We start from the raw sequence: 12,504 nt of genomic DNA, 5'->3' as shown, positions 1-12,504 counted from the left end.
CACGGTCCTACCCCTGCCCGCCCACGTCAAGGACGATCACCCGTCCGGCAAACTCGATGTCACCTACATTGATCAGCTGCGCCGCCGAGGACGGTGTCACCGCCCTTGCCAACTGACGGGCCCCCGCCCTGCGTTGGTGAGATCGGTCACGTCCGGATCAGTCGAGCGGGACGGACCTGCGGGCGGGATCCCTCAGGTCCGTCCCGCGCGCGAGCCACCGCTCCTGGAGGGCCTGGGCGCCGTGCACCCGCTTCCAGGCCGCCTCGTTCGGGGTCATCGGCAGCAGCGGCAGGAACCGCACGGGCTCCATCGGGTCGTCCAGCTCCAGGTCCTCGACCAGGCCGCCGGGCTCACCCACCAGGAACGAGGTGAAAGGAGCACCGGGCCACAGCGGCTCCCCGACGTCCAGGGAGGCTCCCGGGGTCACGATCAGACCCTCCACCTGCGGGGACGCGGCCAGCACGGCGAGCGGCCGGAGCACCTTGTCGGTGTCGGCGAGGCCCGCGCGCACGGAGAGGACCAGCTCGGCGCGGGGGCCCTTGACCGGGTCGGCGAGCATCGCGGTGGGGTCGGTCATGGGGTGGGCGGACATGCCGAGGGTCGCGTACCGCAGGACGTCCCCCTCCTGGAACCGGAGCACCTCGATGCGGTCCGTGCCGAGGAAGGTGACGGCGGCGCGCGCGTCCGGTTCGCCCAGGGCGGTGGTCAACCGCGCCTCGACCAGAGGAAGAACATCAACCATGACGCGAGCATAGAACTCGTCAGCAGCGGGCAAAGCGGCGCCTTGACACATCGGGCGGCTGCTACGCTGAGCCGGTGGTTCGGGGCAGCACGCAGAAGCGTCGCTATCGAGTCCCGACGCCGATGAGACTCCCTTACGAGGGACCGGCCGGAGGAGGTGGGGCTGTCATGGATCGAAGTCGACCGTGCAGTACCACTCGCTCTTCCGCCCGTTGATGTAGTCACTGGCTGGTTTCCGGCTGCTCTACGCCTTCCCGTGCACGTCGCCCTTCGGAAGAGCACTTCGTCTCGCTTTGCCCTGATCGTCTGATCACCCGATCCGTCTGATCGAATCAGTTCTGCATCAGTAGCGAAGTCGCCACCGCGACGGTGCGGTGCTCCCCGCTTTGTGGACGTGCCAAACATCCTTCCCCTGCCTCGAGGGCGGGGAGACCCCTTGTCAGGACGTCCCCATTCCGGGTAGTTCCACCCGTCGTCGGCGGTCTTTCGTTGCCTGTCGCGAAGGAGCCTGCCCATGTCGATGATCCGCGACCTGCGCGCCGTGGTCCGTCCGTCCCGCGTCTCGCTGCGCAAGCCCACGAGCGCGTCGAGCGTGTCGTACGACACCACCCGTGACCCCGCCACCCCGTCGGCCGTGGTCGACTGCGCCGTCTACCGCGACGGCGTGCGCGTGCGCAGCGACAAGCCGCTCAGCCCGCACGAGGCGATGCGGCTGGTGCGGCGCGACGGCGGCTTCGTGTGGATCGGGCTGCACGAGCCGACCGAGGCCGAATTCGCCGGTATCGCGAGCGAGTTCGGGCTGCACCCGCTGGCCGTGGAGGACGCGGTGCAGGCGCACCAGCGGCCCAAGCTGGAGCGGTACGACGACTCGCTGTTCACCGTCTTCAAGACGATCCACTACGTCGAGCACGACCGGCTCACCGCCACCAGCGAGGTCGTGGAGACCGGCGAGGTCATGTGCTTCACCGGCCGGGACTTCTTCATCACCGTCCGGCACGGCGGCCAGGGATCGCTGCGGGCGCTGCGCCACCGGCTGCAGGACGACCCGGAGCTGCTGGCCAAGGGCCCCTCGGCCGTGCTGCACGCGATCGCCGACCATGTGGTGGACGGCTACATCGCGGTCGCCGACGCCGTGCAGGACGACATCGACGAGGTGGAGACGGAGGTCTTCTCGCCGGGCCGCAAGGGCGGGGTCTCCCGTGGTGTGGACTCGGCGCGGATCTACCAACTCAAGCGTGAGGTACTGGAGTTCAAGCGCGCGGTGGCTCCCCTGCTGCGCCCGATGCAGCTGCTGAGCGAGCGGCCGATGCGGCTGGTCGACCCGGACATCCAGAAGTACTTCCGGGACGTCGCCGACCACCTCGCCCGGGTCCAGGAGCAGGTGCTGAGCTTCGACGAACTCCTCAACTCCATCCTCCAGGCCAACCTCGCCCAGGCGTCCGTCGCGCAGAACGAGGACATGCGCAAGATCACGGCCTGGGCCGCGATCATCGCCGTACCGACGATGGTGACCGGCGTGTACGGGATGAACTTCGACCACATGCCCGAGCTGCACTGGAAGTACGGCTACCCGCTGGTCCTGGGCGTCACCATCGCCATGTGTGTGGGCATCCACCGGGTGCTCAAGCGCAACGGCTGGCTGTGAGCGGGCACTGGATAGGCTGGGCGCCATGACAAGCGAGCTGCTCGACCGGGCCCTCATCGAGGAGGCCTCGAAGAAGTCCGGCCTCATCTGGGTCAGGGGCGCCGGGGCCTCCGCCGCGCGTGCGCTGTGGCACGTGTGGCACGAGGGCGCGGTGTGCCTGGTCGGCGACGGGCCCGGCGAGCAGCCGCTGGAGGGGCTGGTCGACGGGGGCACCGCCGAGGTGACCGTGCGCAGCAAGGACAAGGGCGGGCGGCTGGTGACCTTCCCGGCGGCCGTGTCCGAGCTGCCCTCCGGCTCCGAGGAGTGGGAGGCGGCCGTCGCCGAGCTGAAGGGCAAGCGCCTGAACGCCCCCGACGGCGAACAGATGCCGGCCCGCTGGGCCCGCGAGTGCCGGGTGCTGCGCCTGACTCCGGCCGGGTCCCCGGCGCCGTTGCCGGACGGCAGCCTGGCCGAGCGGCCGGTCGCGACTCCGGCGACCACGCGGCGACCGGTGCCGGCGGGCCTGCCGAAGCTTCTCGTCAAGCGCCGGAAGAGGCGGTAGCGCCGGGGGCCGAAAGGCCGAGCAGGGTTCGGCACCTCCCCCACCGCCTCAAAGGCGTGAGGGACCCCTGGATGCGCCGCCGTGGCCGGGCGCCGCTAGGACGCCGGCAGCTGCTGCCCGTAATCCACCGTGTCGGACTGGGCGGGCTCGGCGACGGCGAAGTCCTTGCCCCAGTCGGAGAAGCTGAGCGTCCCCGCCCCGCCGCCACGGACCAGGCGGAGGGGATACGGCGTGCCCTCCAGGGAGACGTCGAGGCTGCCGCCGGAGCCCTTGTCGCCGGTGATGCGGATGGTGCGGGTACCCGCGTCGTCGTGGTGGCCGTCGGTCGCCAGTGGGCCGTGCAGTGCGAGCAGCCCCTCGAGGAGGACGTCCTTGTCCGTGAAGCCGCTGAACTTCCTGTACGCGGGGTCGTCCTGCGGCACCTTGACGTACTTGCCGTTCAACGCGGCGGCCGCGCCGTCTCCGCCGGCGCCGCCCTTGCCGCCGGCCTGGTTCCAGAAGTCCGCGTCGGCCTTCAGATACAGCTGCTTCCCGACCCGCAGCAGCTTGAAGGTCGCCCCCTTCGCGGTCACCGACCCGGTCCCGCCGTCGGCCTTCAGCCGCATGTCCAGCCGGTACGTCCGGCCGCTGGTGACGACGGTGCCGGACAGCCGTACCGCCGGTGCCCCCTGGGCGGCCGCGCGGGTCTTCGCCTGGATCGTGTCGGCGGGCAGCCTGCCCACGCCGTTCGTCCCCGCGTCCGGATCCTCGCTGCCGCACCCGCTCAGCACCGCCGTCCCCGTCAGGGCGCATACGCAGATCGAGGTGACCAGCGCGGCCCGGCGGGTACGGCCCTGGGGAATCGCAGTCACAGGTGGGGTCGCCTTTCTGACGGTTCCTGAGCGGTGGACCGCAGCGTACCGGTGCCTCGCCCGCGCGGCGGAGCGAGTCCGTCCGGACCCCCCACCAGGGCGTATCCGACCGGTACGGGCTAGCCTGAAGCGCACCCGAGCGGGCAATTCCGAGCAATTCACAAAGAAAGCGGAACACCCCGGAGAGGGGCGATTCCCAGGCCACGTCAGCAGAGGAAGCAGAGCCATGGCAGCCGGCGCCCCCCGGATCTTCGTCTCGCACCTCGCCGGGGTCCCCGTCTTCGATCCGAACGGCGACCAGGTGGGCCGCGTGCGCGACCTGGTCGTGATGCTGCGCGTGGGCCGCAAGCCCCCGCGCCTCCTGGGGCTGGTCGTCGAACTGGTCACCCGGCGCCGTATCTTCCTGCCCATGACCCGGGTCACCGGCGTCGAGTCCGGGCAGGTCATCACCACCGGCGTGATGAACGTCCGGCGCTTCGAGCAGCGGCCCACCGAGCGGCTGGTCTTCGGCGAGCTGCTGGACCGGAGGGTGACGCTGGCGGAGACCCGCGAGGAGGTCACCGTCCTCGACCTGTCCGTGCAGCAGCTGCCGGCCCGCCGCGACTGGGAGGTCGACCGCGTCTTCGTGCGCAAGGGCAGGAAGGCGAGCGCCTTCCGGCGCGCCAAGGGCGAGACGCTGACCGTCGAGTGGTCGGCCGTCACCGGCTTCTCCCTGGAGGAGCACGGACAGGGCGCCGAGAGCCTGCTCGCCACCTTCGAGCAGCTGCGCCCCGCCGACCTCGCCAACGTCCTGCACCACCTCTCCGCCAAGCGGCGCGCCGAGGTCGCCGCCGCCCTGGACGACGACCGGCTGGCCGACGTGCTCGAGGAGCTGCCGGAGGACGACCAGATCGAGATCCTCGGCAAGCTGCAGGAGGAGCGCGCGGCGGACGTCCTGGAGGCCATGGACCCCGACGACGCGGCGGACCTGCTCGGCGAGCTGCCCGAGGAGGACAAGGAGCGGCTGCTGAGCCTGATGCAGCCGAGCGACGCGGCCGACATGCGCCGCCTGATGTCGTACGAGGAGCACACGGCCGGCGGTCTGATGACCACCGAGCCGATCGTGCTGCGCCCGGACGCCACGGTCGCCGACGCGCTCGCCCGGGTCCGCAACGCCGACCTCTCCCCCGCGCTCGCCGCCCAGGTCTACGTCTGCCGCCCGCCGGACGAGACCCCGACGGGCAAGTACCTGGGCACGGTGCACTTCCAGCGGCTGCTGCGCGAGCCGCCCTACTCCCTGGTCAGCTCCCTCGTCGACACCGACCTGCAGCCGCTCGCCCCGGACGCGGCGCTGCGCGTCATCGCCGGGTTCTTCGCCACGTACGACATGGTCGCCGCGCCCGTGGTGGACGAGTCCGGGTCGCTGCTCGGCGCGGTCACCGTGGACGACGTGCTGGACCACATGCTGCCGGAGGACTGGCGGGAGACCGAGTTCCACCTGAACGACGAGAACGAGGGGGTGGGGACCCATGGCTCCTGAGCGCGAGCGCGACACCGCGACCCGCGAGCGCACCCCGGCGGGCGCCACCGCCGCCACCCGGCCGCGCACGCCCCGCCTGGACCAGCCGCGCCCGCCGCGCCGCCGGGTGCTGCCCGAGTGGGACCCGGAGGCCTTCGGCCGGCTGTCGGAGCGGATCGCCCGCTTCCTGGGCACGGGACGCTTCATCGTCTGGATGACGGTCGTCATCTTCGTGTGGCTGACGTGGAACATCACCGCGCCCAGCCACCTGCGGTTCGACCCGTACCCGTTCATCTTCCTGACGCTGGTGCTGTCCCTCCAGGCCTCCTACGCGGCCCCGCTGATCCTGCTCGCGCAGAACCGGCAGGACGACCGCGACCGCGTCAACCTGGAGCAGGACCGCAAGCAGAACGAGCGGTCCATCGCCGACACCGAGTACCTGACCCGGGAGATCGCCGCGCTGCGCATGGGCCTGGGCGAGGTCGCGACCCGCGACTGGATCCGCTCGGAGTTGCAGGACGTGGTCAAGGAGCTGGAGGACAGGCGCCGGCACGACGGGCACCCCGGGCATGTCGTATTCCCGGCGGAACGGTCAGATCGGTCTCCCGGACGTGACACAGACGACCGCTGAGGGGCATCCCGGACGCCCCTCGGCGCGCCGTACCATCGTCCTTATGGCTACGGAAGACGCGGTGCGCGAGGCACTGGCGACGGTGAACGACCCCGAGATCAACCGACCCATCACCGAACTGGGGATGGTCAAATCGGTGGAGATCGGGGATGACGGCGCGGTCGCCGTCACCGTGTACCTGACGGTCTCCGGCTGTCCCATGCGCGAGACGATCACCCAGCGCGTCACCGAGGCGGTCTCCCGGGTCGAGGGCGTCACCCGCGTCGACGTCACCCTCGACGTGATGAGCGACGAGCAGCGCAGGGAGCTGGCGGCGGCCCTGCGCGGCGGCCAGGCCGAGCGTGAGGTCCCCTTCGCCAAGCCGGGCAATCTCACCCGTGTCTACGCGGTCGCCTCCGGCAAGGGCGGCGTCGGCAAGTCCTCGGTGACGGTGAACCTGGCGGCCGCCATGGCCGCCGACGGCCTGAAGGTGGGCGTCGTCGACGCCGACATCTACGGCCACAGCGTGCCGCGCATGCTGGGCGCGGACGGCCGTCCCACCCAGGTCGAGAACATGATCATGCCGCCGTCGGCGAACGGCGTGAAGGTCATCTCCATCGGCATGTTCACCCCGGGCAACGCGCCCGTCGTCTGGCGCGGCCCGATGCTGCACAGGGCGCTCCAGCAGTTCCTGGCGGACGTGTACTGGGGCGACCTGGACGTCCTGCTCCTGGACCTGCCCCCCGGCACCGGCGACATCGCCATCTCCGTCGCCCAGCTGATCCCGAACGCCGAGATCCTGGTGGTGACGACCCCGCAGCAGGCGGCGGCCGAGGTCGCCGAGCGCGCCGGCTCCATCGCGGTCCAGACCCACCAGAAGATCGTCGGCGTGGTCGAGAACATGTCCGGTCTGCCCTGCCCGCACTGCGGCGAGATGGTCGACGTCTTCGGCACGGGCGGCGGCCAGGTGGTCGCCGACGGCCTCACCCGCACCACGGGTACGACGGTCCCGGTGCTCGGCAACATCCCGATCGACGTCCGCCTCCGCGAGGGCGGCGACGAGGGCAAGCCGGTGGTCCTGACCGACCCGGACTCCCCGGCGGGCTCGGCCCTGCGGGCGATCGCGGGGAAGCTCGGCGGCCGGCAGCGGGGTCTGTCGGGCCTGTCGCTGGGGATCACACCGCGGAACAAGTTCTGAGGACTCGTCGAAGAGCCTGCTGAAGGCCTTGACGACGAAGGGGCGCCGACATCGGTCGGCGCCCCTTCGTCGACTGCGTGCGCGGATGTCACGCGTAGGCGGCAACGTCCTTCACCACGGCGAACCCGAGACCGTACGCGCTCATGCCCCGCCCGTACGCCCCCAAGTGCACCCCCGCCTCAGTAGTACCGGCGAGCACCCATCCGAACTCGGACTCCCGGTAGTGGAAGGAGGCGGCGACCCCGTCCACCGGAAGGGAGAGCCGACTCCACTCCGGCCCCTCCAGATCGTCGGCCAGAGCCCACGCCGTCTCGGTCTGCTGCTCCAGCCAGTCGTCCCGCAGGCTGTGGTCCATCTGCCCGGGCCACGTGAACGACAGCAGCCCCACCCCGGCCAGCCACGCCGCCGAGGAGACCGACGTGGCCTCCAGCAGCCCCGTACCGTCGGCGCTCCTCCGGGACGGCTGCGCGGCGACGGTGACGACCACCGCGAACTTCTCCCGCGGCTCACCGGCGGAGCCGGCCTCGCCGCGCACGGAGGGCTCGTCGCCGTGCCCGATCGACCCGTGCTCGACGGCACCGTCGGCCGCCGTCCCCACCTGCATCAGCCAGCGCGGCCCGGTGAACGCCTCGTCGAGGCCGTACCAGGGGAAGGATGCCTGCAGATAACCGTCGACCGTGCGCCGGGCGGAGGGGAGCTGCTGCGCACCCTCCGCGGCCGGCGCCTGCGCGCCCACCCGACTCGTCGTCTCCATCTGCCCGGACGCCTCCTCGCTCTCGTCGGACCGGCGGTGGCCCGCCCCCCTTCGGGCGTACTCGTCCGGTCCGCACAACAACTCGGCAGCATATCCACACCGGTGAGAGGCTCAGGGCAGGCGCTGGATGCGTGGGTCGCGCGAACGGCCTGTTCAGGCCGTGTGCGACGGGGGCGTGCTATGAAACGCGTCACGTGCGCGGCATGCGCCCGTGTGCGCGTGTCGGCGCCGGAGGATGCGCCCGGGTGGCGTCCGCTACGTGGCGTCCGCTAGGTGGCGTCCGCGTCGAAGGGCGGCCGCTCGTCCTTGGCGAGCTCCTCCGGCTTCTTGGTCATGTCGATACGGCCCGAGGCGGCCGAACCCGAAGAAGACGCGGACGACGGGACGGCTTCGCTCTCCCGCCCGTTGACGGCGTCCGTGACCTCGGCCATCTCCTTCTTCAGGTCGAACCCGTTGCGGATCTCCTTCAGGCCCAGCTCGTCGCCGTCCAGCTGCTTGCGGATGAACGTCTTCGGGTTGAGGTCCTCGAACTCGAAGTCCTTGAACTCCGGACCCAGTTCGTTGCGGATGTCCTGCTTGGCACTCTCCGAGAACTCGCGGATCTTCCGGATCGTGCGCGTGACGTCCTGGATGACCTTCGGGAGCTTGTCCGGACCGAAGACGAGCACCGCGAGCACGATGATCGTCAGCAGCTCCAGTGGCCCTATGTCATTGAACACCTGACGCTCCTTGCGATGTCCTCGGTCGCTCAACGGTACCCGGCGTTGCTGTCCGGCCGGTACCGTCCCGAGGTGAGACTTGTGTCAGTTCTGCTCCGCCGCGCCCAGTCGGAGCGGGACCTCCCGGTCCGTGCCGTCGCGTCGGACCGTCAGCCGCAGCTGGTCACCGGGCCGGTGGGCGCGGATCTTGACGATCAGTTCCTCGGCGGTGTGCACGGGCTGCCCGTCGACCTCGGTGATGACGTCGCCGGCCTTGAGACCGGCCTGTTCACCGGGGCCGCCCTTGCTCACGGCGGGGCCGCCGCCCGCGCTCCTGCTGTCGATACGGGCGCCGTCGCCGGTGTACGCCATGTCGAGCGTGACGCCGATCACGGGGTGGGTCGCATGGCCGTCGCTGATCAGCTCCTCGGCGACACGCCTGGCCTGGTTCACGGGGATGGCGAAACCGAGACCGATGGAACCGGCCTGGCCGCTGTCCGAGTCGGAGCCGCCGTCGGCGGAACGGATGGCGGAGTTGATGCCGATGACCTGGGCCCGGGAGTCGAGGAGCGGGCCACCGGAGTTGCCCGGATTGATGGGGGCGTCGGTCTGCAGCGCATCGACATACGAGACGTCACTGCCGTCGCCCTTCTCTTCTCCGGCCGTGATGGGCCGCTCCTTGGCGCTGATGATGCCGGAGGTGACGGTGTTGGCGAGGTCGAAGGGGGCGCCGATGGCGACGACGGGGTCACCGACGCGGACGTCGTCGGAGTTGCCGAGGGGCAGCGGGGTGAGCCCGGTCAGGCCGTGGACCTGGACGACGGCGAGGTCGTAGCCGCTGTCGTGGCCGACCACCTCGGCCTTGACGGTGTCGCCGCTGCTGAACGTCACGGATATGGCGCCGCTTGATCCGGCCGGCGCGACGACGTGGTTGTTGGTGAGGATGTGCCCCTGGGTGTCGAGCACGAAGCCGGTGCCGGTGTCGCTCTGCTCGGTCCCGGTGACGTGCAGGGTGACGACACTGGGCAGCGCGCGGGCGGCTATCCCCGCCACGCTGTCCGGCGCCCGCCCGGCGGGCACGTGCCCCGCCTGCGGCAGGTGGACGTCGTCGCCCAGCCCGTGGCGCTCGACCCAGGCACCGGCCACCCCGCCGATACCCGCGGAGACGACGGCGACCACGAGGGTCCACACGACCAACAGCCTCTTCCCCCGCCGCTTGCGCTGCGTGTCCGTCAGCACCCCCACACCGCTCTGCTGCAACGCCCCCTGCCCCCATACCTGCTCCTTGGGGGACCCCACAGCCCAGGGGTCATAACGCAGAGCCGCCTCCCCTCCCGAGGGGGGCGGCGCCGGGGCACCCGCGGGGGCGCCGGGGGCCGGAGGACCGGCGGCCGGAGCGCCGGGCTCGGGCGCCTCGGGTGCCGGGACGGGAGTGGTGCCGCCGGGTACGGGTGTCCCGGCTCCCGGTGTGGGCGGTCCGGGTTCGAACGCCGGAGCCCCCGGTGCCGTGCTCAGGGGTGGCGTGGGCGGAGCCGTAGGGGGCGGCACGGGTGTTCCCTGGGCCGCGGTGACCGCCGGGTGCTGTACGGGCGGTGCGGGCGCCCAGGGGCCCGGCTCGCCGTACGGCGGGGTGCTGTAGGGGTCGGGGTCGTGCAACGGCTTCGGCCGCTCGCCGGGAGCCGCCCAGGCGCCTTCCCCGGGCTGCTCGACCGACACGTCGGCCCCGGTGGCCTCATCCGCCTCGGCACCTGCCGTCGCCCCCGGCACCGGCTTGGCCAGCTCGAAGTCCCCGTCGGCCCCGGCCGACCCGATGCCACCCGGCGTCCGACGCTGCCCGGCGCTCTCCCGCTCCGCGGTGTCGGTCCGGTCGGTCGGTGTCGCCCCCGCCGTACCCTCCGGGTCGTCCTCCGGTGGGACACGGTTCCCCTCGTTCATGCTCTCCCCACGGCTGGCCGCGGCCGCACGCTTCGGCGGCGGCCGCGGAACGTCGACTACGCCCCCGGGTCATCGCCGCGGGAACGGCCCTCACCGGATTCAACCAGGTTCACGGGCCGTGGCGTAGTGGCCGGTCGGGGGCAGATCAGGGGGTCCGGTCGGGTGCGGAGGGGGATGGCGTGGCGGCGGGGGTGGCGCCGGGCGCGGGGGCGGACAGCAGGCCGGAGCCGTTCACTCCGGGAACGGCGGACCAGGCGTTGAGCGGGTACACCACCGTGTCGTCGAGCGGACGTATCAGCGGGGAGACCGCGGCCGCACCGGCCATCACCGGCGCGGCCAGTCCGCTCGTGGTGGCGTCGCCCTGGGTCCGACCGGTGGCGGGGGTCGGCAGTCCGGGCACCAGCGGCGCGGTCATCGAGGTGGGGACGGCCGGCATCGGTCCGAACTGTGTACCGCCCTGGGCGAACAACGGCCCCAACGAGCGGCGGCGCTGGCCGTCCGGCGTGGCCGCCCCCGAGCCCGCCCCGGTGCCCGCCGAACGCGCCGGGATCACGTTGTTGCCGGTGCCGGAGCCGCCGCGGCCGTCCGCGGTGGTGTCACCGGGGATGGCGGTGGTCACGCCGCCGAGGGCGACCGCGGCCAGCGACACCGCACCGGCGGCGGCGAACGCGAACCGCAGACCGCGCGAGGCGGAGCGGCCGTCGTCCGGTCGGCCGACGGGATGGATACGGAAGCCGCGCTCCTCGGCGGCCGGGACAGGGCTGTCCGGATGCGCGGGGCCGTGCGGGCGGGCGGGGACGTAACCGAACGCGAAGCGGTCGCCGCGCCTCACTCCGAAGACCCCGAAGACGCCGGAGACGCCCGACGCCCCGGGGAGTTCGTCGCCCCCCGAGCCGCGGCCGAAGAGTCCCCCGGGCGGCGACATTCCGTCGCCGTCCAGGTCACCTCCTCCGGGGAGGCCCTGCAGGCGGGCCAGGAGGCTCGCCGAGGGAGGCGGCGGGGCCGCCTCCGCGAACACGTTCTTCAGCCGGCGCTGGGCGTCCGCCTCCGCCTTGCACCGGGCACAGGTGGCCAGGTGCGCGAGGACCCGCTCACGCGACTCATGACCGAGCTCTCCGTCCACCAGGGCGGAGAGCCGGTCTCCCAGGTGCTGCTCTGCGAGGTGTGCCTCCGCAGGTTTGGGCCGGGATCCACTCACGCGGTCGCGCCCCCTCCCCCCAGAGCGGGGACACGGGTCAGGAAGGAGCGCCGCTCGGCCGCCCGGGCCTCCGGGGAACGGTGCGCGAGGGCCTTGCGGAGCTGGGAGCGACCACGGTGGATACGGGAGCGGACCGTGCCGAGCTTGACGCCGAGGGTCGCGGCGATCTCCTCGTACGACAGTCCCTCGATGTCGCACAGGACGACGGCGGCGCGGAACTCGGGCGCGAGGGTGTCCAGGGCCTGCTGGACGTCGGCGTCGAAGTGCGCGTCGTTGAAGAGCTGCTGCGGGGTGGGCTCGCGGCTGGCCAGGCGCTCGGCCGCGTCGTCGCCGAGGGCGTCGAAGCGGATGCGCTGCTTGCGCCGGACCATGTCCAGGAAGAGGTTGGTCGTGATGCGGTGCAGCCAGCCCTCGAAGGTGCCCGGCGAGTACGTGGACAGGGAACGGAAGACGCGGACGAAGACCTCCTGGGTGAGGTCCTCGGCGTCGTGCTGATTGCCGGTCAGACGGTAGGCCAGCCGGTAGACCCGGCCGCTGTGCGTGCTGACGATCTCCTCCCACGTGGGCGGAGTCCACGCCTGCCCGTCCGCGTCGGTGGAGAAGGTCGCGGTCTGGGCCTCGCCTGCGGCGAAACCGGCGTGGTGGTCAGCAGCGGTGTCGGTCACGGATTTCGGCCTGCCCGCCGACCCGAGGAAGCGCCGCAGCACTCCACCCCGGTCTCCGGGCGCAGCCGCACCTCCCCTGTCAGCTCTGGTGGTGTCCAGTGGAGCCCCTACCATAGCCACCTCGCCCGTTAGCTCCCCATAAGCGGTTTTACGAGAATTTGATCTGGGCT

12 protein-coding genes are annotated in these 12,504 nt (G+C 71.9%); 5 read left to right on the top strand and 7 right to left on the bottom strand.

Going from position 1 to position 12,504, the window contains the following annotated elements; genetic code table 11:
- Positions 1-157 precede the first annotated feature (157 nt).
- Positions 158-742 (bottom strand): suppressor of fused domain protein, encoded by a 585-nt coding sequence (locus ABT288_RS17980; RefSeq protein ID WP_351608346.1) that lies wholly within the window; start codon positions 740-742, stop codon positions 158-160.
- A 513-nt stretch (positions 743-1,255) separates the two neighbouring features.
- Between ABT288_RS17980 and ABT288_RS17975 the strand changes: the two genes are divergently transcribed.
- Entirely contained in the window at positions 1,256-2,386 is a 1,131-nt protein-coding gene (locus tag ABT288_RS17975) for a magnesium and cobalt transport protein CorA (RefSeq protein WP_351608344.1), read from the top strand.
- A 25-nt stretch (positions 2,387-2,411) separates the two neighbouring features.
- Entirely contained in the window at positions 2,412-2,927 is a 516-nt protein-coding gene (locus ABT288_RS17970) for a hypothetical protein (RefSeq protein WP_351608341.1), read from the top strand.
- A 95-nt stretch (positions 2,928-3,022) separates the two neighbouring features.
- On the opposite strand, the gene ABT288_RS17965 is transcribed toward ABT288_RS17970, so the two are convergent.
- Positions 3,023-3,778, bottom strand: a complete 756-nt coding sequence (locus tag ABT288_RS17965; protein WP_351608338.1) for a hypothetical protein — start codon at positions 3,776-3,778, stop codon at positions 3,023-3,025.
- 226 nt (positions 3,779-4,004) lie between these two features.
- On the opposite strand from ABT288_RS17965, the gene ABT288_RS17960 reads away from it, so the two are divergent.
- From ABT288_RS17960 to ABT288_RS17950, 3 genes are read left to right on the top strand one after another with little or no spacing between them, the layout of a single operon-like run.
- Complete coding sequence (locus ABT288_RS17960; RefSeq protein WP_351608336.1) at positions 4,005-5,297, top strand: magnesium transporter MgtE N-terminal domain-containing protein; 1,293 nt, start codon at positions 4,005-4,007, stop codon at positions 5,295-5,297.
- A complete protein-coding gene (locus ABT288_RS17955) occupies positions 5,287-5,907 on the top strand; it encodes a DUF1003 domain-containing protein (protein ID WP_351608333.1) in 621 nt (206 codons plus the stop codon). Before ABT288_RS17960 ends, ABT288_RS17955 begins: the two co-directional genes overlap by 11 nt.
- A gap of 43 nt (positions 5,908-5,950) precedes the next feature.
- Positions 5,951-7,084: an Mrp/NBP35 family ATP-binding protein gene (locus ABT288_RS17950; RefSeq protein ID WP_351608332.1), complete on the top strand. Its 1,134-nt coding sequence runs from the start codon at positions 5,951-5,953 to the stop codon at positions 7,082-7,084.
- Between the two features lie 88 nt (positions 7,085-7,172).
- Here ABT288_RS17950 and ABT288_RS17945 read toward each other — a convergent pair whose 3' ends face one another.
- From ABT288_RS17945 to sigE, 5 genes are all read right to left on the bottom strand, one after another.
- Positions 7,173-7,838: a hypothetical protein gene (locus tag ABT288_RS17945; RefSeq protein ID WP_351608329.1), complete on the bottom strand. Its 666-nt coding sequence runs from the start codon at positions 7,836-7,838 to the stop codon at positions 7,173-7,175.
- Between the two features lie 269 nt (positions 7,839-8,107).
- The gene (locus tag ABT288_RS17940; RefSeq protein WP_351608328.1) at positions 8,108-8,557 is read right to left on the bottom strand and encodes a sec-independent translocase; all 450 of its coding nucleotides are present in this window, start codon (positions 8,555-8,557) and stop codon (positions 8,108-8,110) included.
- Between the two features lie 84 nt (positions 8,558-8,641).
- Positions 8,642-10,471 (bottom strand): trypsin-like peptidase domain-containing protein, encoded by a 1,830-nt coding sequence (locus ABT288_RS17935; RefSeq protein ID WP_351608327.1) that lies wholly within the window; start codon positions 10,469-10,471, stop codon positions 8,642-8,644.
- A gap of 145 nt (positions 10,472-10,616) precedes the next feature.
- Positions 10,617-11,669, bottom strand: a complete 1,053-nt coding sequence (locus ABT288_RS17930) for a zf-HC2 domain-containing protein (RefSeq protein ID WP_351608325.1) — start codon at positions 11,667-11,669, stop codon at positions 10,617-10,619.
- Positions 11,666-12,376, bottom strand: coding sequence for an RNA polymerase sigma factor SigE (gene sigE / locus ABT288_RS17925; protein WP_351608322.1), 711 nt, complete (start codon positions 12,374-12,376; stop codon positions 11,666-11,668). The genes ABT288_RS17930 and sigE overlap by 4 nt, the downstream gene beginning before the upstream one ends.
- Positions 12,377-12,504 lie beyond the last annotated feature (128 nt).

This window comes from Streptomyces sp. NPDC001093 (assembly GCF_040298985.1).
Lineage (GTDB): Bacteria > Actinomycetota > Actinomycetes > Streptomycetales > Streptomycetaceae > Streptomyces.
This window is presented reverse-complemented; position numbering and strand designations above follow the sequence as displayed.